The following is a 24,198-nucleotide window of genomic DNA, read 5'->3' on the forward strand; positions in this document are numbered from 1 at the left end:
GGCGTTTTCTTTTCTATATCAGCACCTCGCTGTGGCGATCCCGATACTCCTTCGGCGTGGCGTCATACTCTTTGCGGAACACTGAGTAGAAATATTGCAGAGACGGGTAACCGCACATCTGTGAGATTTCGTTGATCGACAGCGACGTGGAAATGAGCAGGCTGCGTGCTTTCTCCAGCTTTTCAGCATGGATGACGGCATGGATAGTTTCGCCCACCTCTTCTTTAAAACGCTTCTCCAGATTCGAACGCGAAATGCCCACCGAATCCAGCACCTGATCGACCTTAATCCCTTTGCAGGCGTGGTTGCGAATATAGTGCATGGCCTGAATGACGGCCGGGTCGCTTAAGGAGCGATAATCGGTTGAGCGACGTTCTACGACGCGGACCGGAGGCACCAGCAAGCGCTGAAGCGGCAGAGATTCTTTATCCAGCAGACGATGCAGCAGCTTCGCCGCCTGATAACCCATCTGACGCGTGCCCTGTGCAACGGAGGAGAGCGCCACGCGAGACAGATAGCGGGTCAGTTCTTCATTATCAATGCCAATCACGCATAGCTTTTCGGGCACCGGGATGTGTAAGTGTTCGCAGACCTGCAGCACGTGGCGGGCGCGGGCGTCCGTCACGGCAATGATACCGGTTTGCGGCGGCAGCGTTTGCAGCCAGTCCGCCAGGCGGTTTTGCGCGTGCTGCCAGTTTTCTGGCGCGGTCTCCAGCCCCTGATACACCACGCCGCGATACTTCTCCTGCGCGACCAGCTGGCAAAACGCGTGTTCGCGCTCAACGGCCCAGCGCTTGCCGCTGGTGGCGGGTAAACCATAAAACGCGAAGCGATGGACGCCTTTCTCTTTTAAATGGAGAAAGGCGGCCTCGACCAGGGCATGGTTATCGGTGGCAATATAGTGGACCGGCGGATAGTGTTCGGGCGAATGGTAGGAGCCGCCGACGCCCACTATCGGAACGTCGACGTCGGTCAGGAGCTGCTCGATGACGGGATCGTCATAGTCGGCGATGACGCCATCGCCCAGCCAGTCTTTGATGTTCTCCAGACGGGTGCGAAAATCTTCTTCAATAAAAATATCCCATTCGGATTGCGACGCCTGCAAATATTCACCAACACCTTCTACCACCTGACGGTCGTAGGCTTTATTGGCATTGAATAACAACGTAATGCGGTGACGCTTTTCAAACATGGCTCACTTCCCAATTAAGTCACAATACGGTTATCAGGCCCGTCGCTTGGTGGCCGAGTCCATCCAGACTGCCAGTAAAAGAATGGCCCCCTTGACGATATACTGCCAAAACGTCGGGACGTCCATCATACTCATCCCGTTATCCAACGACGCCATAATAAATGCCCCCATGACCGCGCCCGCCACGCTACCGATACCCCCTGCGAGGCTGGTGCCGCCAATGACGCAGGCGGCGATAGCATCCAGCTCGGCGATGTTCCCGGCGGAGGGAGAGCCTGCTCCGAGACGCGAACTGAGGATCAGGCCGGCGATAGCGACCATCAGGCCGTTAATGGCGAAGACCGCCAGCTTGGTGCGCTCGACATTGATACCCGAGAGGCGGGCAGCTTCAAGGTTGCCGCCAATGGCATAAATACGGCGGCCAAACGCGGTGCGTGTGGCCATAAACATGCCGCCCAGCAGTAAAAGCGCCAGCAGCAGGACGGGAGTCGGGACACCGCGATAGTCGTTTAAAAGCCAGATAGCGCCCAGCACAATGACCGCCGTAAGCGCCTGACGTCCCACCACCGAGGTTGATGCCGGAGAAGCCAGCCCCAGCGCCTGACGGCGCATACGTCCACGCCACTGCCAGGCAACAAACGCCAGCAACCCAATTACACCGATCGTAAAACCTATGCTATCTGAGAGGTAACTCTGGCCAATCTGCGACATGGCCGCGCTGGTGGGGGAGACGGTGGTGCCGTTGGTGATGCCGATTAAGATCCCGCGGAAGGCCAGCATCCCTGCCAGGGTGACAATGAACGATGGCACCTTACGGTAGGCAACCCACCAGCCGTTCCAGGCTCCCAGAACCAGCCCCAGCACCAGCGTGACCGCCACGGTCAGCGGCAGCGGCCAGCCGAGCCAGACGTCAAAAATCGCCGCCACGCCGCCGAGGAGCCCCATCATCGAACCGACCGACAGGTCGATTTCCGCGGAGATAATCACGAACACCATGCCCACGGCCAGAATGCCGGTGATGGCGGTCTGGCGGAGCAGGTTGGAGACGTTACGCGCGCTTAAGTACGAGCCATCGGTCATCCAGGTAAAGAACAGCATGATGACGATAATCGCCGCGATCATCACGAAAACCTGCAGGTTAAGCGCTTTTAGCCCCGCAAACGCACCGGGCGTCGGAACAGCGACTTTGATATCAGACGGATTGCTTTTCGACATGACGTTCGCTCCTTAAAGCGGCTTCCATCACCTGCTCCTGCGTCAGGTTCTGGTTAATCAGGTTGGCTTTCAGTTTTCCCTCGTGCATGACCAGCACGCGGTCGCTCAGGCCGAGCACTTCGGGTAACTCAGACGAAATGACAATGACGGCAATCCCTTGCTGTACAAGCTGATTAATCAGTTTGTAGATTTCATATTTGGCACCGATATCAATCCCGCGCGTGGGCTCATCAAGGATTAATATGCGTGGATTGAGAAGCAGGCAGCGCGCCAGAATCGCCTTCTGCTGGTTTCCCCCGCTCAGGCGGCCAATCGCCAGCTCCGGTGAGGAGGTTTTGACTTTCAGCCGGGCAAGCGACTGGAGGATGCACTGCTGCTCGGCGGCATCGTCCAGGCTGCTCAGCGCACCGGAGAACCGATCGAGTGCCGCAAGCGTAATGTTTTTACCCACCGCCATGACCGGCACGATACCGTCTTTTTTGCGATCTTCCGGGACCATGGCAATGCCGCGGGCAATCGCCTGCTGGCAGTTATCGATTTTCACCGGCTGGCCGTCGATATAAATCGTGCCCTCCCAGCGCCCAGGCCACACGCCAAACAGACACTGTACGGCTTCGGTGCGCCCGGCACCGACGAGGCCCGCAATCCCAAGAATTTCGCCACGGCGAAGGGAAAACGAGACGTTATTGACGCGCTTGATGTGGCGGTTAACGGGGTGCCACGCGGTCAGGTTTTCCACACGCAGCACTTCATCACCCGTTGCGTGGGGTTCATTCGGGTAGAGTGCCGTCAGCTCGCGGCCCACCATCATGGTGATGATGTCATCTTCGCTCATCCCCGCGGCTTCACGCGTGCCGATGTGCTGCCCGTCGCGGATCACGCAGATGGTGTCCGAAATGGCTTTTACCTCGTTCAGCTTGTGCGAGATGTAGATACAGGCGATGCCGTGGTTTTGCAGATCGCGGATGATATTGAGCAGAACCGCCGTTTCCTGTTCGGTGAGCGAGGCCGTTGGCTCATCAAGGATCAGCAGCCTGACCTGTTTATTTAGCGCTTTCGCTATTTCGACCAGCTGCTGTTGCCCGAGGCCAAGATCCCCTACGCGAGTATCCGGTGAAATGTTGAGGCTCACCTGCGCCAGCAGCTTTTCGCAGCGGAGCGTCATGGTGTCGTAATCCAGCACGCCGTGGCGTGAAATTTCGGCCCCGAGGAAAATGTTCTCCAGCACGGTGAGATGCTTCACCAGCGCCAGCTCCTGGTGGATGATGGCGATGCCTTTGCGTTCGGTATCGCGAATGTGTGTCGCCTGGATAACTTCACCGGCAAAGACGATTTCGCCTTCGTAGCTGCCGTGTGGGTAAATCCCGCACAACACTTTCATCAGCGTCGACTTGCCCGAACCGTTCTCACCGCACAGCGAAACCACTTCGCCGGGGTTCAACCGGAGGCTGACGTTGTCGACGGCTTTCACCGTGCCGAAGCGTTTGGTGATGCTTTTCATTTCAAGTAAATAAGGCATAACCGCTCCACATAACCCGAGGGAAGAACAGTACAACGTGATGCGCCCCCGCAGAGCAGGGGCCGCGCCGGATTACAGTTCGCTCTTCTTGTGGAAACCGTCTTTAACCACGGTGGCGTCAATGTTCTCTTTGTTGACTTCAATCGGTGTGAGCAGGCGAGCCGGAACGTCTTTCAGCCCGTTATTCAGGGTCGCGTCTGCTTTAGGTTGTTTGCCATTGCCCAGCTCTACGGCGATTTCCGCCGCCGTATTGGCCAACTGGGTAATCGGTTTGTAGACCGTCATGGTTTGGGTGCCTGCGATAATGCGTTTTACGCCAGCCAGATCGGCATCCTGTCCTGAAATGGCGACTTTACCGGCCAGCCCCTGGGCGCTCAGGGCCTGGATAGCGCCGCCTGCGGTGGCATCGTTGGAGGCCACAACCGCGTCAATTTTGTTGTTGTTGGCCGTCAGCGCGTTTTCCATAATCTTCAGCGCGTTTTCTGGCAGCCAGCCATCGGCCCACTGATCGCCAACTACTTTAATTTTCCCGTTGTCGATGTACGGCTTAAGGACTTTCATTTGCCCTTCGCGGAACAGTTTGGCGTTGTTATCCACCGGAGAGCCGCCCATCAGGAAATAATTGCCCTGAGGCACTTTGTCGATCAGGCTTTGCGCCTGTAATTCCCCGACTTTTTCATTGTCGAATGAAATATAATAATCAATGTCCGCATTATTAATCATGCGGTCATAGGCCAGGACTTTTATGCCTTCCTGTTTGGCTTCTTTCACCACGTTACTTAATACCTGGCCGTTATAGGGGATAATGACCAGAACATCGACGCCACGGTTGATCATATTCTCGATCTGCGACATTTGTGTTTCTTCATTGCCGTTAGCCGACTGAACAAACACGCTGGCACCGAGGGATTCTGCTTTTTTAACAAAAATATCGCGATCTTTTTGCCAGCGCTCCAGACGCAGGTCGTCAATCGCCATGCCAATTTTGACCTCTTTGGCATGTCCTGCAAAGCTTGCAAGAAGGAGCGTAGTGCAGAGCGTTAGAGTCAGGTTCTTTATCTTCATAATTATTAGGCCTTTTTGTAGGGGTATGTGTTGCTGAGATAAAAGAAACATTCACTGCTGAGACGCAGCAAATTTTTAACGCGGAAAGGCGTGCTGGCAATTACAGATTTTTATCTTCTCATTATGATATTTGGTTTATTTCTGAATTTATGACCGCGATCGGATTTTAAAATACGTAACGTCTTAATTACATTTGATTCTGGAATACGCGCCGAAAAATAGTTCGTCTGCGCATTATTTTGCGAGCCAGCGCACAGTTGTGCATTCTCTCAATAGCAGTGTGAAATAACGTAATTGAGCAACCCAAAATGTCTATTCACTATTACTCCTGTATCAACGACTCGCCGCATACCCTGATTATGGAGCTCAATATGCAAGCTTATTTCGACCAACTCGATCGTGTTCGTTACGAAGGCCCAAAAACGACCAATCCTTTAGCATTTCGTCACTACAACCCGGATGAGCTGGTGCTGGGTAAGCGCATGGAAGACCATCTGCGCTTTGCCGCCTGTTACTGGCATACCTTCTGCTGGAACGGCGCCGATATGTTCGGCGTGGGTTCCTTTGACCGCCCGTGGCAGCAGCCGGGTGAGGCCATCGAGCTGGCAAAACGCAAAGCCGATGTGGCGTTTGAGTTCTTCCACAAGCTGAACGTGCCGTACTACTGCTTCCATGACGTGGACGTGTCGCCGGAAGGCGCGTCGCTGAAAGAGTATCTGAACAACTTCGCGCAGATGGTGGATGTGCTGGCGGCGAAACAGCAGCAAAGCGGTGTGAAGCTGCTCTGGGGCACGGCAAACTGCTTTACCAACCCTCGCTACGGCGCGGGCGCAGCAACCAACCCGGATCCGGACGTGTTTAGCTGGGCGGCCACGCAGGTGGTGACGGCAATGAACGCCACGCATCAGCTGGGCGGTGAAAACTATGTCCTGTGGGGGGGCCGTGAAGGCTATGAAACCCTGCTCAACACCGACCTGCGCCAGGAGCGCGAACAAATTGGCCGCTTTATGCAGATGGTTGTCGACCATAAGCACAAAATCGGCTTCCGCGGCACGCTGCTGATCGAGCCGAAACCGCAGGAACCAACCAAGCACCAGTATGATTACGATGTAGCGACGGTGTATGGCTTCCTGAAGCAGTTCGGTCTGGAAAAAGAGATTAAAGTGAACATTGAGGCCAATCACGCCACGCTGGCGGGCCACTCTTTCCATCACGAGATCGCGTCTGCGATTGCGCTGGGCATCTTCGGCTCTGTCGATGCTAACCGTGGCGATCCACAGCTGGGCTGGGACACCGATCAGTTCCCGAATAGCGTGGAAGAGAACGCGCTGGTGATGTACGAAATCATCAAAGCGGGCGGTTTCACCACCGGCGGCCTGAACTTTGACGCCAAGGTGCGTCGTCAGAGCACCGACAAATACGATCTGTTCTACGGCCACATTGGCGCGATGGACACCATGGCGCTGGCGCTGAAAGTGGCGGCTCGAATGATTGAAGACGGCGAGCTGGATAAACGCGTAGCGAAGCGTTACAGCGGCTGGAACAGTGAGCTGGGCCAGCAAATTTTGAAAGGGCAGTTATCGCTTGCGGAAATCGCGAAGTACGCTGAACAACATCAGCTGGCTCCGCAGCATCAGAGCGGGCACCAGGAACTGCTGGAAAACCTGGTCAATCACTACCTGTTCGATAAATAACAGCATCCAGGCCCGGTAAGCGCAGCGCCACCGGGCATTTCTGTCAAAGGAGTCACCACAATGTATATCGGGATCGATCTTGGCACATCGGGTGTGAAAGCCATCCTGTTGAGCGAGCAGGGCGACGTGTTAGCCACGCAGACGGAAACGCTGCAGGTTTCACGTCCGCATCCGCTGTGGTCGGAACAGGATCCGGAGCAGTGGTGGCAGGCGACGGATCGCGCAATCAAAGCATTAGGTGAGCAGCACAGCCTGCGTGACGTGAAAGCGCTGGGGATTGCCGGACAAATGCACGGCGCTACGCTGCTCGATAGCCAGCATCGCGTGCTGCGTCCTGCGATCCTCTGGAACGATGGCCGCTGTGCGGAAGAGTGTGCGCTTCTCGAGGCGAGCGTACCTACTTCCCGCGAGATTACCGGCAACCTGATGATGCCCGGCTTTACTGCGCCCAAATTACTGTGGGTGCAGCGCCACGAACCGGAGATTTTCCGGCAGGTGGCGAAAGTCCTGCTGCCGAAAGATTATCTGCGTTTTCGCATGACGGGCGATTTCGCCAGCGACATGTCAGATGCCGCCGGCACGATGTGGCTCGACGTGGCGAAGCGCGACTGGAGCGAGGTGATGCTGGATGCCTGCCATCTGACCCGGGAACATATGCCCGCGCTGTTCGAAGGCTGTGAGGTGACAGGCGCGCTGCTGCCAGCCGTTGCTGAGCGCTGGAATATTCCTGCCGTACCGGTGGTGGCCGGGGGCGGTGACAACGCGGCGGGGGCTGTCGGTGTCGGGATGGTGGAGGCGGGCCAGGCGATGCTGTCGCTGGGAACGTCTGGCGTCTATTTTGCCGTCAGCGACGGGTATCGCAGTAATCCAGAAAGCGCTGTGCACAGCTTCTGTCATGCCCTTCCCGGGAAATGGCATTTGATGTCGGTGATGCTCAGTGCGGCATCCTGCCTGGACTGGGCGGCAAAACTCACCGGCATGGCCGACGTCCCGGCGCTCATTTCTGCGGCGCAGCAGGCGGATGACGCTGCAGGTACCGTCTGGTTTTTACCGTATCTTTCCGGCGAGCGTACGCCGCACAATAACCCGGAAGCGAAAGGGGTGTTCTTTGGCTTAACCCATCAACATGGCCCGGCAGAGCTGGCGCGTGCGGTTCTGGAAGGCGTGGGCTATGCCCTGGCCGACGGCATGGACGTGGTGCACGACTGCGGCCTGAAACCGACGAGCGTCACCCTGATTGGCGGCGGTGCGCGAAGCCCTTACTGGCGACAGATGCTGGCGGATATCAGCGGTTTGCAGTTGGATTTCCGCACCGGCGGGGATGTCGGGCCCGCGCTCGGCGCCGCGCGTCTGGCGCAGATAGCTATGAACCCGGAACAGCCGCTTTCGCAACTGTTGCCGCAGCTTACGCTTGAACAGGCACATCTCCCTGACGCGGTGCGCCATGCGCGGTACGCGGAAAGGCGCGACGTGTTCCGCAAAATCTACCAGCAGCTGCTGCCTCTGATGTCGTAAATACGCTTGTCCGGGAGAGGCACGAGGATGTCCTTTTTTGGTCTGTGCGTGCCTTCATTTCCTTGCCAGTATGGCGTCACACCCACTGGCGAGGAGATCCATCATGTCACGCATTGCATTAATCAACATCGATACTCAGCAGTCATTTCACCACCGCAATTACTGGCAGGAAAGCGAGATCCCTGCTTTTCAGCAGGCGATGCTGGGGCTGATTGAAGGCTGCCAGGCGCGCAATATTCCGGTCGTTGATATTTTTCATGTGGATGAAGACGGCCCTTTCACCCTGGAAAGCGGCTATGTCAAACCGATGGCCTTTTTGCGTCATCAGCCGGATGTGGTTTTCCAGAAACACGTCCATAATGCCTTCACGGATACCGGGCTTGACCGCTGGCTGCGCGAGCGTGATATCAACAGTGTGATTATCTGCGGCATTCGCACTGAACAATGCTGCGAAACCACCGCCCGGGTGGCATCCGATCTGGGTTATGCTGTGACCTTTGTGAGCGAGGCAACGCTGACGTTTCCCATGACGTACAAGGGTATTACCCTGAGCGCAGCGGAAATTCGCCATCGTACCGAGACGGTACTGTCCGGGCGTTTTGCCGAGATTAAAACGGTAGCGGAGACGCTGGAGTCCCTGTAATGAGCATCGACGTCTGGTTCGTGATGTTGCCCGGAGTGCTGTCATTAGACATGACCGGCCCGGCGGAGACCTTTGTGCTGGCTGGCGACGCGTTTCGTCTGCATTACATTGGCCCGCAACCGGAGGTTCCGACGTCGATAGGCCTGACGATGGGCGGCATCCAACCGTTGCCGGAAAGTCTGCCATCGGGCAGCCTGCTGGTGCTGCCGGGGGTAAGCGACTCCCGCTTTCAGTTCTCAACGCCACAGGCGCAGCAGATCCAGCACTGGCTGATGCGCCTGCAGCCGCAGATCCAGCGCCAGGATATCACCGTGATGTGCGTCTGTTCAGGGGCACTGCTGGCGGCGAAATCGGGCCTGCTGAATAACAGACAGTGCACAACCCACCATGACGTTATTAACCGTCTGCGCACCGCGGCTCCCACGGCGACGATTAAAGAAAACCGGATATTTGTGCAGGATGAGAATATCTGGACCAGTGCCGGGATCACGTCGGGCATCGATCTGGCGCTGCATATGATTAACCGCCTGTGCGGCCCCGAAAAGGCGCTGACCGTGGCGCGTGAAATGGTGGTCTGGTTCCGCCGTTCGGGTGACGATCCCCAGCTATCTCCGTGGCTACGCTACCGCAATCATCTTCATCCGGCGATTCATCGGGCGCAGGATGCGCTCACCGCCGAGCCGCAAAAAACGTGGAGCTTGCCTGACATTGCCGCACTGGCGCACGTCAGCCCGCGTCACCTCACCCGGCTTTTCCAGTCACATTTAGGGATTAGCGTTCGCGATTATCTTGAGCAGCTGCGTCTGGCGGTGGCGGAGCAGTGGCTATTGCAGGGGCGCGGCGTGGAGCAGGCTTCACTGGCGGCTGGGTTTTCCTCCCCGCGCCAGTATCATCGCGCCCGGCAGCGAAGCATTAGCTGACGAAGCGGCGAGCATCTATTTTTTGCAGCAGCATCGACAGCAGCAGGCTGATCGCCAGCGTGGCGGCAAAAATCCAGACGATATCCAGCACCGGCCAGCTTTTTAGCTCAATGCTTCTCGTGCGCAGCGCGTGGATCACCAGCGCGTGAAAACCGTAAATCCCGAGAGAGTGCCGAGAGATAAGACTCAGCACGGGCAGGGGACGCGCGTTCAGGGTGTTTTTGGCGAGCGTGAGCAGCGAAACCGCACAGATAAAGACCATCGGCCCGCAATACAGATACCACGTATCGGCAAAATTGCCGCGCCACTGCAGCTCGTGCAGCGTCCCGCGTGAAATCACCGCCACGCCAGCGATAAACAGCGCCCCGCAAAGCCAGTTTAGGCCGCGTTTTTGCGTGTCCATCATCCCAATGGCACGCCCCAGCATGCCGTAAAGCACGTAGTAAAAAGTATCCCCGTTGATATAGAGATTGACCGGCAGCCACTCAAATCCGTCGATTTTCTGCGAAAGCGTATTCGGGTTGGCGATAATGCCAGCCACCACCATCAGGGCCAGCAGCATTTTACCGCTGACGTTTTTTACCTGGATAAGCGGGGAGACCAGATAGATAACGATAATGGCGAAGAAGAACCAAAGGTGATAGAACACCGGTTTTTGCAGCACGTATTTCAGCGATAGCCCGGCGTTAATCGAGGTGAACAGGGTGATATACAGCAGGGCAACGACGCTGTAGAACCCCAGACAGGCCGCGATGCGAATGAAATGCCTCGGCTGCGCGCTGCGCTCGCCAAAAAAGAGAAAGCCTGAAATCATAAAGAACAGCGGCACGCTGACGCGTGACGCAGAGTTGAGAATATTGGCGATATCCCAGTTAACGGGGCTGATGCTGTGGGCATTTGTGACATACCAGGTCGTCGTGTGGATCATGACCACCATCAGACACGCTATTCCTCGCAGGTTATCAATCCAGTTAATTTTTGACTGCATCAGTTCCTCGTATTCCCTGTAAATTGAGTGTGACTGCCGTTGTCCAAAAGTCTTCGTTTGGAAAATTCTGAGTTTTATTCAGCAGGCTTGTAGGGAGGCCGCGAGATTCGCAGAATGCCGGACCGTAATCTATAAAAGCTTTGATACTAAAAATAACAGCCACTGACCAGGGCGGTAATAAAAATGATGATGAAGCGTGTGGCGTCACTCTTTCTGCTGGCGAGCCTGGCGGGATGCAGTGCGCCGCAAGAAGCACCTGTGCAAAAAGCGCAGCAGGGTAAAATGAGCCCGGAACGTTCACTGGATATGGAAGCGCTCTGTAAAGATCGGGCCGCTCGTCGCTATAACTCGGACGTGCAGAAAATTGATGTCACCGGGTTTGAGCGTTTTCAGGGAAGCTACGAGCTGCGGGGCCATACGTCACGTAAAGAGGGCTTTGTCTGCTCGTTTGATGCGGACGGCCAGTTTTTACACCTCTCCATGCGCTAGCCTGCTCGTATAATCAACAGCCAGACGTCCACGACGTTCTGGCTTAACTGCTTATTTCCCAATTTTCCCTAAACAACCCCGTTTCGTACTGTATATCTTGCAGCCAGCGGGTATACTGGTCCCTTCCATTTAAAACCACACGTATCCAGCACGAAATACTATGCAAAAGTTTGATACCAAGACCTTCCAGGGCCTGATCCTGACCTTACAGGATTACTGGGCTCGTCAGGGCTGTACCATTGTTCAACCTTTGGACATGGAAGTCGGCGCCGGCACTTCACACCCGATGACCAGCCTGCGCGCGTTGGGGCCAGAGCCAATGGCGACTGCGTATGTGCAGCCTTCTCGTCGTCCGACCGATGGTCGTTACGGTGAAAACCCGAACCGTCTGCAGCATTACTATCAGTTCCAGGTGGTGATTAAGCCATCACCAGACAACATTCAGGAACTGTACCTCGGGTCGCTGAAAGAGCTGGGTATGGATCCAACCATCCACGACATCCGTTTCGTGGAAGATAACTGGGAAAACCCAACGCTGGGTGCCTGGGGTCTGGGTTGGGAAGTGTGGCTGAACGGCATGGAAGTGACCCAGTTCACTTACTTCCAGCAGGTGGGTGGTCTGGAATGTAAGCCGATCACCGGTGAAATCACCTACGGTCTGGAACGTCTGGCGATGTACATTCAGGGCGTAGACAGCGTTTACGACCTGGTCTGGAGCGACGGCCCGCTGGGTAAAACCACCTACGGCGACGTGTTCCATCAGAACGAAGTGGAGCAATCCACCTATAACTTCGAATACGCGGACGTGGACTTCCTGTTCACCTGCTTCGAGCAGTACGAGAAAGAAGCGCAGCAGCTGCTGGCGCTGGAGACTCCGCTGCCGCTGCCTGCTTACGAGCGTATTCTGAAGGCCGCCCACAGCTTCAACCTGCTGGACGCCCGCAAAGCCATCTCCGTGACTGAACGTCAGCGCTACATTCTGCGTATTCGTACCCTGACCAAAGCCGTTGCAGAAGCTTACTACGCGTCCCGTGAAGCCCTTGGCTTCCCGATGTGCAACCGAAACAAATAAGAGGCGGCCATGTCTGAGAAAACTTTCCTGGTGGAAATCGGCACTGAAGAGCTGCCACCAAAAGCCCTGCGCAGCCTGGCTGAATCCTTTGCTGCGAACGTGACCGCCGAGCTGGATAACGCTGGCCTGGCACACGGTAAAATTGAGTGGTTTGCCGCCCCGCGCCGTCTGGCGCTGAAAGTGGCAAATCTGGCGGCGTCTCAGCCGGATCGCGAAGTCGAAAAACGTGGCCCGGCGATTGCCCAGGCGTTTGACGCGGAAGGCAAGCCGAGCAAAGCGGCTGAAGGCTGGGCGCGCGGCTGTGGCATCACCGTCGATCAGGCCGAGCGTCTGACCACGGATAAAGGCGAGTGGCTGCTGTACCGCGCCCATGTGAAAGGCGAGAGTGCAGAAGCGCTGCTGCCGGACATGATTGCCACTTCTCTGGCGAAGCTGCCGATTCCTAAGCTGATGCGCTGGGGCGCGTCCGACGTGCATTTCGTGCGTCCAGTTCACACCGTGACCCTGCTGCTGGGCGATACCGTTATCCCGGCGACCATTCTGGGCGTGGCGTCCGATCGCGTGATCCGCGGCCACCGCTTCATGGGTGAGCCTGAGTTCACCATCGACAATGCTGACCAGTATCCTGAAGTCCTGCTGGAGCGCGGTAAAGTTATTGCCGACTACGAACAGCGTAAAGCCAAAATTAAAGCGGATGCCGAAGAAGCGGCACGCCAGATTGGCGGTAACGCCGACCTGAGCGAAAGCCTGCTGGAAGAAGTGACCTCTCTGGTTGAATGGCCGGTTGTGCTGACCGCGAAGTTTGAAGAGAAATTCCTGGCCGTTCCGGCAGAAGCGCTGGTGTACACCATGAAGGGTGACCAGAAGTACTTCCCGGTTTACGCCAACGACGGCAAGCTGCTGCCAAACTTCATCTTCGTGGCAAACATCGAATCGAAAGATCCGATCCAGATTATCTCCGGTAACGAGAAAGTGGTGCGTCCGCGTCTGGCGGATGCCGAATTCTTCTTCAATACCGACCGTAAAAAGCGTCTGGAAGATAACCTGCCGCGCCTGCAGACCGTGCTGTTCCAGCAGCAACTGGGCACGCTGCGCGACAAGACCGACCGCATTGCGGAGCTGTCCGGCTGGATTGCTCGTGAAATCGGTGCTGACGTCAACCACGCGACCCGTGCTGGCCTGCTGTCCAAGTGCGACCTGATGACCAACATGGTGTTCGAATTTACCGACACCCAGGGCGTGATGGGCATGCACTACGCGCGTCACGATGGCGAAGCGGAAGACGTGGCCGTGGCCCTGAACGAGCAGTATCAGCCGCGCTTTGCGGGTGACGAACTGCCGTCCAACCCGGTTGCCTGCGCCGTGGCGATTGCCGATAAGATGGACACCCTGGCGGGTATCTTTGGTATCGGTCAGCATCCGAAAGGCGACAAAGACCCGTTTGCGCTGCGTCGTGCTGCGCTGGGCGTGCTGCGTATCATCGTTGAGAAGAACCTGAACCTCGATCTGCAGACCTTGACCGAAGAAGCGGTGCGTCTGTACGGCGACAAGCTGACCAACGCGAAGGTTGTGGATGACGTGATCGACTTTATGCTCGGTCGTTTCCGCGCGTGGTATCAGGACGAAGGTTACACCGTTGACACCATTCAGGCGGTGCTGGCGCGTCGTCCGACCCGTCCGGCTGATTTCGATGCGCGTATGAAGGCGGTTTCCCACTTCCGTACTCTGGAAGCGGCATCTGCCCTGGCCGCGGCCAACAAGCGTGTATCCAACATTCTGGCGAAATCCGACGAGACGCTGAACGAGCGCGTGAACGCCGCAACCCTGAAGGAGCCGGAAGAGATCGCTCTGGCGATGCAGGTGGTGGTGCTGCGCGACAAGCTCGAGCCGTACTTTGCGGAAGGTCGCTACCAGGAAGCGCTGGTGGAGCTGGCCGAGCTGCGTGACGTTATCGACGCCTTCTTCGAGAAGGTGATGGTGAACGTTGAAGATAAAGAGCTGCGTGTTAACCGTCTCTCCATGCTCGAGAAACTGCGCGAGCTGTTCCTGCGCGTGGCGGATATTTCGCTGCTGCAGTAATGTGCCCGTTGCCCGGCGGCGCTTCGCTTGCACGGGCCTACAGGTGAGAAAAACCCGCTTCGGCGGGTTTTTTTATACCGTGCCGCACAAAATTTAACCTTGAAACCTTCAACACATTACCGCTATCCTTATCGCGTTAACTTTCTCGCGCTGGAGTGCCCCCCAAAAATGAACAAACACGACTGATGAACTTCGATCCTTGCTAAACGCCACCGCGTCTGCAGGGGATGTTTTGATTTCATTCAGGAGTGCTTATGGCTCATTTTGCGCAGTCCCCTTCTTTTATTTTGCATCAGGTCACCTGTCAGTTTCCGACGGGCGATATCCTTTTTGGTCCGCTGAATCTCACGCTGGAACCCTCCCTGTGCGCGCTGGTTGGCCGCAACGGCAGCGGGAAAACGCGTCTACTACGTCTGCTGGCGGGGCTGGACGAACCGGCTACCGGTCATATCGAACGCTTTGGCTCGCATGTCTATGTGGCGCAGCAGCACGTCATTTCCCCGCAGACGACGCTTGCTGAACTGCTCGGGTATGACGCGATTTTTACGGCGCGTAAGCGCATCGACAGTGGCGATTACCAGCCTGACGATCTGGAGTTACTCGACGGCCACTGGGATGTTGCCGAGCGCCTGAGCGAGGCGTTTATCAATGCGAAGCTCCCACCGTTTGACCCGGATAAACCCGCCGGTGAACTCAGCGGCGGCGAGCGCATTCGCGCCCTGCTGTGCGGGGCGTTTACGGCTGAAGCGGATTTCATGCTGCTGGACGAACCCACTAACCATCTGGACAGGCAAGGCCGGGCATGGTTCTACGACCAGCTCAGCCGTTTTCAGGGCGGCGTGCTGGTGGCCTCCCATGACCGCGAACTTCTGGAGCAGGTGCCGCGTATCCTTGAGCTGAGCGCCTCGGGTCTGCGCAGCTACGGCGGGAATTATGCGGATTATCAAACCCAGCGCGATGCCGAACAGCAGGCGGCCCGCGCGGCGCTGGAACATGCGGCAACCGAGCGCAAACGCACTCGGGTACGCTTGCAAAAAGAGCATGACGACAGCCAGCGGCGTTCGGCAAAGACATTGCGCACCGTCGATACCCTGAATATCGCGTCGTTCGAGCGGGTCAAATATAAAGGCGCGGCAAAGGAGCGGATCGGCTCCTGGAAAAAACAGCACAGCGAGCAAAATGAAGCCCTCAACGCCGCGGTAAATAAGGCGCGTGAACGCGTTGAGGAAGATAACCCGGTAATGTTCACCCTGCCGGGGAGCCAGATCACGGAGGGCAAACAGGTGCTGGTGCTGGAGGATCTGGTGCTGCCGCATGTGCCTGTTCCTCCACTCAACTGGCGGATGGACGGGCCGATGCGCGTGGCGTTAAAGGGACCGAACGGCTGCGGCAAATCGACGCTGTTAAAAATCCTCCTCGGCGAGATTGTCCCCCGTTCGGGGACCTGTAAGGTTTCAGTCAGCTGCGCTTATCTCGACCAACATCTGTCCCGGCTCGATCTTTCGCTGTCGGTCATGACGCATCTCAACCTGAGTCATACGCCTCTGGAAGAGGGGGTATTGCGAACACGTCTGGCGCAGCTTCAACTGGGTGCCGACAAAGTTATGCTCCCGTTGGCGGAGCTCAGCGGCGGCGAACGTCTTAAGGCCGCCCTGGCCTGCGTGCTGTGGCGCGCGGAGGCCACGCAGCTTCTGCTGCTGGATGAACCGACCAACCATCTGGATCTGGCCTCGGTCCAGGCCATTGAAGCGGCGCTGGCCGATTTCCCGGGAGCTCTGCTGGTGGTATCACACGATGAGGCTTTTCTAAGAGGCTTAACGTTAACGCATGAATGGGTGTGGGAAGAGGCGGGCTGGCGTTGTGATAGCCTTTAAAACACAAGCCCCCGCAAAGGCGGGGGCATTCAAACTTCATTACGCTATCTGTTTGCTGAGTGCAGGGTTGGCCTGAATCAGGCGCATCAGCCTTAACTCGGTTGGGGTGGGTTTCTCACGTTTTGACTCCCACTCCTGCACCATAGCCACGCTGACACCCATCGCTCTGGCGAATTCTTCCGTTTTCAGTCCTGTCCCTTTGCGCAATTGCTCATATTCTGTAAAGGGATTGGATTTTTGTTGCAGGGTAATCGTCTGCGGTACATCTTTAAAAATGATCTGTTCCAGGCTGCTCAGCAGCTCAAACTCAGGATCTTTATATTCCATTGAGGACTCCTCTTAAATCTCACATCGTGATCAAGAACATCAGAGAGCCAGTTAAGAATAGTCCCTAATACCAACCCAGGATCGTCGCGGTTGTGATTAATCGTGCGGTAACGATCGCTTTACCCGATTCAGCGATATGGATAGTTATGCTAATTCCCTGATTAGTCATATGTCGGCTGCGTCAGGTATTTTTTTGTAAATGGTAAGAAATAAATCGGCAATAGCCGTTTTGCATGAAAAGAGTATCTTGCAAGGCTGACCTGGACTATCCTTGTCAGCGTCGGGCACGCGTGTGCCGGTGTGCGCTTTTTTGGGTGAAAGGAGTAATAAAATGGCGACAGGAAAGTCCTGCTCTCGCTGGTTTGCGCCTATTGCGGCGTTGTTGATGGTTGTTAGCCTGAGTGGGTGTTTTGATAAAGAAGGCGATCAGCGCAAAGCGTTTATCGATTTTCTGCAGAATACAGTGATGCGCAGCGGCGAGCGGTTGCCGACGCTGACTGCGGATCAGAAAAAACAGTTTGGCCCCTTCGTGTCCGATTACGCCATTCTTTATGGTTATTCACAGCAGGTGAGCCAGGCGATGGATTCCGGAATTCGTCCCGTGGTGGATAGCGTGAACGCCATCCGCGTTCCGCAGGATTATATGACGCAGCGCGAACCGCTTCGCCAGTCCAACGGTGCGCTTGGCGTGCTGAGCCAGCAGTTGCAGAATGCGAAAATGCAGGCTGACGCGTCACGTTCTGCGCTGAAGCAGGGCGACGATCTCAAACCGGTCTTCGACAAAGTGTATGAGAAAGTGGTGACCAAGCCTTCTGAAGTGCTGCAACCGCTGATTCCGGCCGCGCAAATCTTCACGCAGCAGCTGGTTCAGGTAGGTGACTTTATCGCCCAGCAGGAGGCTCAGGTGAGCTTTGTTGCCAACGGCATTCAGTTCCCGACCTCGCAGCAGGCAAGCCAGTACAATACGCTGATTGGGCCGCTGGCCTCCCAGCATCAGGCCTTTAGCCAGGCCTGGAGTGCCGCCGTCACGGCCACAGAATAAACCGAAAAAACCCCGCTTCCGGCGGGGTTTTTTTATGCGTATCGAAAATAACGCTTGTCATTCCTCTACCACATCGGTATAACTATCCCCGTCGGTTTGTTACACAGACCTAAAGCAGTTTAGTAAAGCAGTCCAGATTGTTATCCATAGATACCCTTCGTTGTGACCCTTCCTTCATCGCTTAAAAATCTGTAACGCAATCCATCAAGCCGGAAGGCTCAATATATTTGTTAATAAGGTAATTTCTATGTCTGCTAAAATGACTGGTCTGGTAAAATGGTTCAACGCTGATAAAGGTTTCGGCTTCATCACTCCTGACGATGGCTCAAAAGACGTGTTCGTACACTTCTCTGCTATCCAGAACGATGGCTACAAATCTCTGGATGAAGGTCAGAAAGTTTCCTTCACCATCGAAAGCGGCGCTAAAGGCCCAGCAGCTGGTAACGTTGTAAGCCTGTAAGCTTCCAACCCAGTAGCACAAAATTCAAAAACCCGCCTTCTGGCGGGTTTTTTCGTTTCTATCGTTGCACCTGCGGGTTCACACAGTTTATCTCTACCTTTCCGCTAAGGGCGGCGATGAGATTATCGACCGCAGTGGCCGCCATGTTGTAGCGCGTCTCATGGGTGGCTGAGCCGATATGCGGTAGCGCAACCACGTTAGGTAGCGAAAGCAGCGGGGAATCCATCGGCAGCGGCTCCTGCTCAAAGACGTCCAGACCTGCTGCATGGATCTCTCCGTTTTGCAGGGCCTCAATCAGCGCCTTCTCATCCACCACCGGGCCGCGACCCGCGTTGATGAAAATGGCTGACTGCTTCATTTTCTTAAACGCCTCTTTGCCAATCAGATGGCGCGTTTCGTCCGTCAGCGGCAGAACCAGGCAGACAAAATCGGCTTCCTGCAGCAGGGTATCCAGCTCGCAGTAGCGGGCGTTGAAGCGTTCCTCGGCTTCACTGTGATGGCGACGCGCGTTATACAGAATCGGCATGTTAAAACCAAAATGCGCGCGCTGCGCCAGTGCCAGCCCGATACGCCCCATGCCAACAATGCCCAGCGTTTTGCCGTGTACGTCCACGCCGAACCAGTCCGGACCAATGCTTTTTGTCCATTCACCCGCTTTCACGCGCCCGGCGACTTCCACCACGCGACGGGCCGTGGTGAGTACCAGCGCCATCAGCGTGTCGGCGACTGTTTCCGTCAGGGCATGTGGCGTATGCATCAGCAGGATCTCGCGGGCATTTAGGGCGTCCACATCAAAGTTGTCGTAACCCACGGAAACGGTAGAGGTAGCACGAAGCTTCGGCATTTTCTCCAGCAGGGCGACATCCACTTTCTCGCTTGAACCCAGCAGGCCTTCGGCGCTGGCGAACGCTTCGGCGCGCTGCGCCACGGTTTCCGGGCTCAGGTTCTTCACCTGCGTGACGGTGAAGTGTTCTTCAAGACGTTTATGCAGATCTTCCGGCAGTGCTTTATACAAAATGACGGACGGCTTCATGCTAATCTCCGTAGATTTTTAAGGATTCAGGCGTGGCGAGCGCCGACAGGGTGTTGTTGATTATTAGCAGGCTTAACAATCAGAGTAAGCCACACGGAGGCGAAAAGCGCCACCCCCATAAAGATGTACGATGCGGATGGACTGCCGGTGGCACCGTTCAGGTACCCGACGAACCAGGAGCCGCAGAACGAACCCAGCGCACCCATACTGTTAATCAGCGCCATCGCGCCACCCGCCACGTTACGCGGCAGCATTTCCGGGATGATGGCAAAGAACGGACCGTACGGGGCGTACATGGCGGCACCGGCAATGACCAGCAGGGCGTAAGAGGCCCAGAAGTGATTCGCGCCGACGGCCCAGGAGCCAATGAACGCAAAGGCAGCGATCAGCAGCAGTGGCCAGACAAACAGCTTACGGTTCTGCAGCTTATCCGATGCCCATGATGCGACGATCATGGCGATGGTCGCGGCCAGATACGGTACGGAAGAGAGCCAGCCCACTTCTACCATGCCGAGGTTCTCGCCGCCGCTGCGGATAATCGACGGCAGCCACAACACAAAGCCGTACACGCCAATGCTCCAGGTAAAGTATTGCGCACACAGCAGGATCACGTTGCGGGAGCGGAAGGCTTCACCATAGTTACGTACCGCCTTCAGCCCCTGCTGTTCTTTATCCAGCTGCGCCTGCAGCGCCGCTTTTTCATCTTCGGAAAGCCATTTCGCCTGTGCAGGTTTATCCTTCACCAGCACCCACCAGCAGAATGCCCAGATCACTGCCGGAACCCCTTCGATGATAAACATCTCGCGCCAGCCGAAAGACTGGATCAGGTAGCCAGACACCACCGACATCCACAGTACCGTGACCGGGTTACCGAGGATCAGGAAGGTATTCGCGCGCGAGCGTTCAGATTTGGTAAACCAGTTGCTGATGTAGATCAGCATCGCGGGCATGACCGCCGCCTCAACGACGCCGAGGATAAAGCGAATAGCGGCCAGGGCAGGAATATTGTTCACCATGCCGGTCAGTGACGCGCAGGCGCCCCACAGGATCAGACAGATGAAGATCAGCTTACGCACGCTGCGGCGTTCCGCATAGATAGCGCCGGGGATCTGGAAGAAGAAGTAGCCCAGGAAGAAAAGGGCACCCAGCAGGGAGGAGATACCTTTGGTGATGCCAAGGTCCTCTGTGATCCCCGCCGCGGACGCGAAGCTGAAGTTGGCACGGTCAAGGTACGCCAGGCTGTACGTGATAAACACGATTGGCATGATGTACCACCAGCGTTTTACTGCATTGGTCGAACTGTTCATAGGCTTGCCTCTGTTGTTGAGGTTGTTACCGCCGTTGTCTGTAGGGTACACGGTGGCTTAATTATCTGGTGCGGCGTGCTGCCCTCACCCTGGCCCTCTCCCGGTGGGAGAGGGAATTCATACTCCGAGCTGTGCTCGTGTGGGTAATCCTTCGCTGTCGCCCTGCACCTGAATGGCCAGCGAGCCAATCTTGTTGCCCCGCGTGACGGCCTGCTGCAGCGTTTTGCCTTCCAGCAGGGCGCTAATCACGCCCACGGCAAAACCGTCGCCCGCGCCGACGGTGTCGACAACGTTCTCAACCTTCACCGCCGCGACTGCGCCCTGTTCGCCGTTGGCCGTCTTAAACCATGCGCCATCGGCACCGGTTTTCAGCACTACCGCTTTTACCCCTTTGTTCAGGTAGAAATCGGCAATGCCTTCCGGCGTATTTTCACCCGTCAGGATCATCCCTTCTTTCAGCCCCGGCAGAACCCAGTCCGCTCTAAACGCCAGACGGTTCAGTTTCTCGACCATTTCCGCTTCGCTTTTCCACAGCACCGGGCGCAGGTTCGGATCGAAAGAGATCGTTTTTCCCTGAGCTTTGAAAGTGGCTGCTGCATGATCCAGCAGCTCATACGAGCTGGCAGACAGCGCAGCCGCCACGCCGCTCAGGTGCAGGTGGCGCGCGGAGGCGAAATAGTCGGCGTGGAAATCCGCTACAGAGAGGTGGCTTGCGGCCGATCCTTTACGGAAATACTCCACAATGGGATCGGTTCCATTTTCGACCTTGGATTTAAGCTGAAACCCGGTAGGAAAGCGTCCGTCGAGGGTGACGCCTGCGGCATCAATACCCTCTTTTTTCAGCGACTCGAGAACGAAATGGCCAAAGCTGTCGTCCCCCACGCGGCTGACCCAGCCGACGTTCAGGCCGAGACGCGCCAGGCCGGTCGCGACGTTCAGCTCTGCGCCTGCCACGCGTTTGATAAAGTGCTCTACCGCGCTCAGTTCGCCCGTTTCAGTGGCGACAAACATCGCCATGGCTTCGCCGATTGTGATGACATCCAGCGTCTTGTGCATGGTTTACTCCTCGCGCAGCAGGTTGACGTAATGGCGGGTAACGGCGATTAAATCCGTCCCTTCCAGCGGGAACTCGATACCTCGCGGGGCATCGGCAGGCAGCTGGCCGAGCAGATCCAGCCAGCGCGCGTCAGCGTGGTCCGGTGCCACGGCGCGGAAGTTATCTTTATGCGGCACGGCGGCTTTAACGTGGATATAGCTCACCGCAGGGGCCAGATGACGCGCGGCCTCTTCGGGTGAATCGCCAACCCACAGCCAGTTGCCCATGTCGAAGGTCAGCGTGACGGGTAAGGCCATTTCCCGACAAGCGGCCTGGAAGCGCTGCATGGGCGCGAGCTGACCGCAGTCGGTCTGGTCGTTCTCCACGACCAGCGCCATGCCGCTTGCGTTCAGCAGGCTACGCAGGGCGTCGAGAGGCTGCGCGTCGCGGAAATGGCCCAGGGAAACCTTCAGCCACAGGGCGTTCAGGGTGTTGGCCTCAGAGAGATAGCGGGTCAGGTCCGGGTTGAGGGTGCCGTCGGGCATAAACAGGGCGGCGGGGGCGGAGTAGCACGCCAGCAGGCCGAGCAGCTCAATGGATTCTCCCAGCGCAGGCAGCGCCAGCAGCTCTTCACTGCTGAACAGTTCCCGGCGGATCTCCACGCCGTCTGCCCCTGCGCCTGCAATAACGGGAAGCATCGCCCGCTGTCCGCCAGCCTGTCGCACCTGTTCCGCACCGTACGCGGCGGTGACCACCATAATTTTCCTGCCCATCTTCGGACTCCATCGCAACATATCAATACTATTACGCTAGATGGAACCGGTTCCAAAGAAAAGGTCAGGATGTCGAATTTATGATCGGTATCACAAGGGAATATTAACGCGCGGTGGAGCCGCGAACGATCAGCTCGCCGGAGAAGACCTGCTCGCGAACGGCATCGCTGGTGCCTTCAATGCGACGAACTACTTGTTCAACAGCAGCATAGCCAATCTGCCAGGTGGGTTGTTTGAGGGTCGTAATGCCGACGCCCGCCAGCTCCGCCCACTCCAGTTCATCAAACCCCAGCAGACCGATATCGCTGCCCCAGTGCAGGCCAATGCGCTTGAGCGAGCGGGCGACCTGAAGCGTCAGCGCCCCGTTGGCGGAGATAACGGCTTTGCGCATCCCGCGATGGCGCGTGTGGAACTGACGCAGGGTGTTGTCGAGCTGCCCGGCTTCGTGAAGCGGCGTTTCAGCATTTTCGGCGATCACGCCGGGATATCGCTCCAGCGTGGCGCGAAATGCGCTCAGGCGCTCGCGACGGGTGTTGACCATCCCTAAGGGTTCACTCAGAAACAGAATGGCCTCGAAGCCCTGTTCGATCAGATGTTCGGTGGCGGTCGTGGCTGCCTGGGTGTTATCCAGACCGACCACATCGCAGGCAAATTCCGGAATTTTACGGTCGATGAGGACCATGGGCAGGGAGGACTGCTGCAGGCGGTTTAAACCCTCTTCCCGCATGCCCACCGCGTTAACCACAATTCCTTCGACCTGGTAGCTGCGCAGCAGATCGAGGTAATGCAGCTCCTGATCGACTTCGTTGTTGGTATTACAGACCAGCGGCGTGAAACCCTTCTCGCGACAGGCGGCTTCAATACCGCTGAGCACGTTAACGGAGTAGGGATTGGTGATATCGGCGATAATAAGCCCGATAAGGCGGGTGCGGCCGCGTTTAAGCCCGCGCGCCATGAGGCTGGGACGGTAGTCGAGATCTGCAATGGCTTGTTCAATACGCGCCAGCAATGCGTCGGACAACAGGTGCTTCTCGCCGTTAAGGTAGCGCGAAATGCTGGTTTTACCGGTTTTGGCGGCTTTCGCCACGTCGCTGATGGTGGCCCGGGCTGGTTTGCTCATCGCTGATTTCCCTGAATTTAGTGAGAATACCTTAGCGGGAAAATCTGGCGAATCAAGTAATTTGCCCGGTGGCGCTGCGCTTACCGGGCCTACATGTCGAACGTAGGCCCGGTAAGGCGAAGCCGCCACCCGGCTCAATGATTACTGCACAGGACTCAACGTAATCTCAACGCGGCGGTTCTGCGCTTTGCCTTCCGCCGTGCTGTTGCTGGCGATAGGGTTGGCAGGGCCCATGCCGCTGGTGCGGATGCGGTTTGCTTCAACGCCCTGGGTAATCAGCGAGCTGGCCACGGCGTCGGCGCGCTGCTGGGACAGACGCATGTTCAGATCCTGGCTGCCGGTGCTGTCGGTGTAGCCCATCACGTTCACGGCGGTCTTGTTGTACTCTTTCAGCACCATCGCCACGCCGGTCAGGGTATTCGCGCCCGCCGGTTTCAGCGTTGCGCTGCTGCTGTCGAAGGTCACGTTGTTCGGCATGTTCAGGATGATGTTATCGCCGCTGCGCGTCACGCTCACGCCCGTTCCCTTCATTTTGTCGCGCAGCTTCGCTTCCTGCACGTCCATGTAATAGCCTGCGCCGCCGCCCAGTGCTGCGCCCGCCGCTGCGCCAATCAGCGCGCCTTTGCCGCGGTCTTTCTTAGAGGAGGAGAGCGCCCCAACGCCTGCGCCGACCAGCGAGCCGATACCCGCGCCAATGCCGGATTTACCCGCTTCGCGCTCACCGGTGTAAGGGTTGGTTGTGCAGCCAGAAACAGCCAGGGCACCGCTCACCAGAGCGGCAATAACGAGTACGCGTTTTTTCATCTTCTTTCCTTAATCCTTTTTATTCTTTGCC

At 56.8% G+C, this 24,198-nt stretch carries 22 protein-coding genes; 10 read left to right on the forward strand and 12 right to left on the reverse strand.

Annotation, left to right across the window (positions count from 1 at the left end):
• Positions 1–13: 13 nt before the first annotated feature.
• From xylR to xylF, 4 genes are all read right to left on the reverse strand, one after another.
• On the reverse strand, positions 14–1,192 hold the full coding sequence (xylR, locus tag V1566_RS03710) for a D-xylose utilization transcriptional activator XylR (protein ID WP_395305101.1): 1,179 nt from the start codon (positions 1,190–1,192) through the stop codon (positions 14–16).
• A 33-nt stretch (positions 1,193–1,225) separates the two neighbouring features.
• On the reverse strand, positions 1,226–2,407 hold the full coding sequence (gene xylH / locus V1566_RS03715; RefSeq protein WP_025759156.1) for a xylose ABC transporter permease XylH: 1,182 nt from the start codon (positions 2,405–2,407) through the stop codon (positions 1,226–1,228).
• On the reverse strand, positions 2,385–3,926 hold the full coding sequence (locus V1566_RS03720; RefSeq protein WP_121425982.1) for a xylose ABC transporter ATP-binding protein: 1,542 nt from the start codon (positions 3,924–3,926) through the stop codon (positions 2,385–2,387). The genes xylH and V1566_RS03720 overlap by 23 nt, the downstream gene beginning before the upstream one ends.
• A gap of 72 nt (positions 3,927–3,998) precedes the next feature.
• Positions 3,999–4,991, reverse strand: a complete 993-nt coding sequence (gene xylF, locus V1566_RS03725; RefSeq protein WP_032650791.1) for a D-xylose ABC transporter substrate-binding protein — start codon at positions 4,989–4,991, stop codon at positions 3,999–4,001.
• A 371-nt stretch (positions 4,992–5,362) separates the two neighbouring features.
• On the opposite strand from xylF, the gene xylA reads away from it, so the two are divergent.
• From xylA to V1566_RS03745, 4 genes are all read left to right on the forward strand, one after another.
• Positions 5,363–6,685, forward strand: coding sequence for a xylose isomerase (xylA, locus tag V1566_RS03730; protein ID WP_371899153.1), 1,323 nt, complete (start codon positions 5,363–5,365; stop codon positions 6,683–6,685).
• 60 nt (positions 6,686–6,745) lie between these two features.
• Positions 6,746–8,200, forward strand: a complete 1,455-nt coding sequence (gene xylB, locus V1566_RS03735; RefSeq protein ID WP_395305102.1) for a xylulokinase — start codon at positions 6,746–6,748, stop codon at positions 8,198–8,200.
• A gap of 103 nt (positions 8,201–8,303) precedes the next feature.
• On the forward strand, positions 8,304–8,843 hold the full coding sequence (locus V1566_RS03740) for an isochorismatase family protein (protein ID WP_395305103.1): 540 nt from the start codon (positions 8,304–8,306) through the stop codon (positions 8,841–8,843).
• Complete coding sequence (locus tag V1566_RS03745; protein WP_395305104.1) at positions 8,843–9,763, forward strand: GlxA family transcriptional regulator; 921 nt, start codon at positions 8,843–8,845, stop codon at positions 9,761–9,763. The genes V1566_RS03740 and V1566_RS03745 overlap by 1 nt, the downstream gene beginning before the upstream one ends.
• Here V1566_RS03745 and V1566_RS03750 read toward each other — a convergent pair.
• Positions 9,756–10,751, reverse strand: coding sequence for an acyltransferase (locus V1566_RS03750; RefSeq protein ID WP_395305105.1), 996 nt, complete (start codon positions 10,749–10,751; stop codon positions 9,756–9,758). The two genes, V1566_RS03745 and V1566_RS03750, sit on opposite strands and share 8 nt — an antisense overlap.
• 183 nt (positions 10,752–10,934) lie before the next feature.
• Between V1566_RS03750 and V1566_RS03755 the strand changes: the two genes are divergently transcribed.
• The 4 genes from V1566_RS03755 (at position 10,935) to V1566_RS03770 (ending at position 16,265) form a co-directional block, all read left to right on the forward strand.
• Positions 10,935–11,240 (forward strand): YsaB family lipoprotein, encoded by a 306-nt coding sequence (locus V1566_RS03755; protein ID WP_047646683.1) that lies wholly within the window; start codon positions 10,935–10,937, stop codon positions 11,238–11,240.
• Between the two features lie 160 nt (positions 11,241–11,400).
• A complete protein-coding gene (glyQ, locus tag V1566_RS03760) occupies positions 11,401–12,312 on the forward strand; it encodes a glycine--tRNA ligase subunit alpha (protein ID WP_003860141.1) in 912 nt (303 codons plus the stop codon).
• Positions 12,313–12,321: 9 nt separating this feature from the next.
• On the forward strand, positions 12,322–14,391 hold the full coding sequence (gene glyS / locus V1566_RS03765; protein ID WP_395305106.1) for a glycine--tRNA ligase subunit beta: 2,070 nt from the start codon (positions 12,322–12,324) through the stop codon (positions 14,389–14,391).
• A 254-nt stretch (positions 14,392–14,645) separates the two neighbouring features.
• Positions 14,646–16,265: an ABC-F family ATP-binding cassette domain-containing protein gene (locus V1566_RS03770; protein ID WP_395305107.1), complete on the forward strand. Its 1,620-nt coding sequence runs from the start codon at positions 14,646–14,648 to the stop codon at positions 16,263–16,265.
• Positions 16,266–16,304: 39 nt separating this feature from the next.
• On the opposite strand, the gene V1566_RS03775 is transcribed toward V1566_RS03770, so the two are convergent.
• A complete protein-coding gene (locus V1566_RS03775) occupies positions 16,305–16,592 on the reverse strand; it encodes an HTH-type transcriptional regulator (RefSeq protein ID WP_008502755.1) in 288 nt (95 codons plus the stop codon).
• Positions 16,593–16,923: 331 nt separating this feature from the next.
• Between V1566_RS03775 and V1566_RS03780 the strand changes: the two genes are divergently transcribed.
• Both V1566_RS03780 and cspA read left to right on the forward strand, forming a co-directional pair.
• Positions 16,924–17,634, forward strand: coding sequence for a DUF3053 domain-containing protein (locus tag V1566_RS03780; protein ID WP_395305108.1), 711 nt, complete (start codon positions 16,924–16,926; stop codon positions 17,632–17,634).
• Between the two features lie 247 nt (positions 17,635–17,881).
• Complete coding sequence (cspA, locus tag V1566_RS03785; RefSeq protein WP_003860775.1) at positions 17,882–18,094, forward strand: RNA chaperone/antiterminator CspA; 213 nt, start codon at positions 17,882–17,884, stop codon at positions 18,092–18,094.
• A gap of 58 nt (positions 18,095–18,152) precedes the next feature.
• On the opposite strand, the gene ghrB is transcribed toward cspA, so the two are convergent.
• The 6 genes from ghrB to V1566_RS03815 form a co-directional block, all read right to left on the reverse strand.
• Positions 18,153–19,127 (reverse strand): glyoxylate/hydroxypyruvate reductase GhrB, encoded by a 975-nt coding sequence (gene ghrB, locus V1566_RS03790; protein ID WP_395305109.1) that lies wholly within the window; start codon positions 19,125–19,127, stop codon positions 18,153–18,155.
• 26 nt (positions 19,128–19,153) lie between these two features.
• Positions 19,154–20,434, reverse strand: a complete 1,281-nt coding sequence (locus V1566_RS03795; protein WP_395305110.1) for an MFS transporter — start codon at positions 20,432–20,434, stop codon at positions 19,154–19,156.
• Positions 20,435–20,551: 117 nt separating this feature from the next.
• On the reverse strand, positions 20,552–21,490 hold the full coding sequence (locus V1566_RS03800; RefSeq protein ID WP_395305111.1) for a sugar kinase: 939 nt from the start codon (positions 21,488–21,490) through the stop codon (positions 20,552–20,554).
• A 3-nt stretch (positions 21,491–21,493) separates the two neighbouring features.
• A complete protein-coding gene (locus V1566_RS03805) occupies positions 21,494–22,243 on the reverse strand; it encodes a sugar phosphate isomerase/epimerase family protein (protein ID WP_395305112.1) in 750 nt (249 codons plus the stop codon).
• Between the two features lie 103 nt (positions 22,244–22,346).
• Positions 22,347–23,363 carry a LacI family DNA-binding transcriptional regulator gene (locus tag V1566_RS03810; protein WP_008502761.1) on the reverse strand — a complete coding sequence of 339 codons (1,017 nt, stop codon included), beginning with the start codon at positions 23,361–23,363 and terminating at the stop codon, positions 22,347–22,349.
• A gap of 141 nt (positions 23,364–23,504) precedes the next feature.
• Complete coding sequence (locus tag V1566_RS03815; RefSeq protein ID WP_395305113.1) at positions 23,505–24,167, reverse strand: OmpA family lipoprotein; 663 nt, start codon at positions 24,165–24,167, stop codon at positions 23,505–23,507.
• Positions 24,168–24,198 lie beyond the last annotated feature (31 nt).

The sequence above is a fragment of the Enterobacter sp. ECC-019 genome, assembly GCF_043974075.1.
Classification (GTDB): Bacteria; Pseudomonadota; Gammaproteobacteria; order Enterobacterales; family Enterobacteriaceae; genus Enterobacter; species Enterobacter asburiae_D.

Bases quoted from the DNA above. Each gene is read 5' to 3' on its own strand.
- V1566_RS03720 (WP_121425982.1), bottom strand. From the start codon at position 3,926: ATGCCTTATTTACTTGAAATGAAAAGCATCACCAAACGCTTCGGCACG.
- xylA (WP_371899153.1), top strand. From the start codon at position 5,363: ATGCAAGCTTATTTCGACCAACTCGATCGTGTTCGTTACGAAGGCCCA.
- V1566_RS03740 (WP_395305103.1), top strand. From the start codon at position 8,304: ATGTCACGCATTGCATTAATCAACATCGATACTCAGCAGTCATTTCAC.
- V1566_RS03800 (WP_395305111.1), bottom strand. From the start codon at position 21,490: ATGCACAAGACGCTGGATGTCATCACAATCGGCGAAGCCATGGCGATG.
- V1566_RS03805 (WP_395305112.1), bottom strand. From the start codon at position 22,243: ATGGGCAGGAAAATTATGGTGGTCACCGCCGCGTACGGTGCGGAACAG.
- ghrB (WP_395305109.1), bottom strand. From the start codon at position 19,127: ATGAAGCCGTCCGTCATTTTGTATAAAGCACTGCCGGAAGATCTGCAT.
- V1566_RS03770 (WP_395305107.1), top strand. From the start codon at position 14,646: ATGGCTCATTTTGCGCAGTCCCCTTCTTTTATTTTGCATCAGGTCACC.
- V1566_RS03745 (WP_395305104.1), top strand. From the start codon at position 8,843: ATGAGCATCGACGTCTGGTTCGTGATGTTGCCCGGAGTGCTGTCATTA.
- glyQ (WP_003860141.1), top strand. From the start codon at position 11,401: ATGCAAAAGTTTGATACCAAGACCTTCCAGGGCCTGATCCTGACCTTA.
- V1566_RS03810 (WP_008502761.1), bottom strand. From the start codon at position 23,363: ATGAGCAAACCAGCCCGGGCCACCATCAGCGACGTGGCGAAAGCCGCC.
- V1566_RS03750 (WP_395305105.1), bottom strand. From the start codon at position 10,751: ATGCAGTCAAAAATTAACTGGATTGATAACCTGCGAGGAATAGCGTGT.
- xylB (WP_395305102.1), top strand. From the start codon at position 6,746: ATGTATATCGGGATCGATCTTGGCACATCGGGTGTGAAAGCCATCCTG.
- V1566_RS03815 (WP_395305113.1), bottom strand. From the start codon at position 24,167: ATGAAAAAACGCGTACTCGTTATTGCCGCTCTGGTGAGCGGTGCCCTG.
- xylR (WP_395305101.1), bottom strand. From the start codon at position 1,192: ATGTTTGAAAAGCGTCACCGCATTACGTTGTTATTCAATGCCAATAAA.
- V1566_RS03775 (WP_008502755.1), bottom strand. From the start codon at position 16,592: ATGGAATATAAAGATCCTGAGTTTGAGCTGCTGAGCAGCCTGGAACAG.
- cspA (WP_003860775.1), top strand. From the start codon at position 17,882: ATGTCTGCTAAAATGACTGGTCTGGTAAAATGGTTCAACGCTGATAAA.
- xylF (WP_032650791.1), bottom strand. From the start codon at position 4,991: ATGAAGATAAAGAACCTGACTCTAACGCTCTGCACTACGCTCCTTCTT.
- V1566_RS03755 (WP_047646683.1), top strand. From the start codon at position 10,935: ATGATGATGAAGCGTGTGGCGTCACTCTTTCTGCTGGCGAGCCTGGCG.
- glyS (WP_395305106.1), top strand. From the start codon at position 12,322: ATGTCTGAGAAAACTTTCCTGGTGGAAATCGGCACTGAAGAGCTGCCA.
- V1566_RS03795 (WP_395305110.1), bottom strand. From the start codon at position 20,434: ATGAACAGTTCGACCAATGCAGTAAAACGCTGGTGGTACATCATGCCA.
- xylH (WP_025759156.1), bottom strand. From the start codon at position 2,407: ATGTCGAAAAGCAATCCGTCTGATATCAAAGTCGCTGTTCCGACGCCC.
- V1566_RS03780 (WP_395305108.1), top strand. From the start codon at position 16,924: ATGGCGACAGGAAAGTCCTGCTCTCGCTGGTTTGCGCCTATTGCGGCG.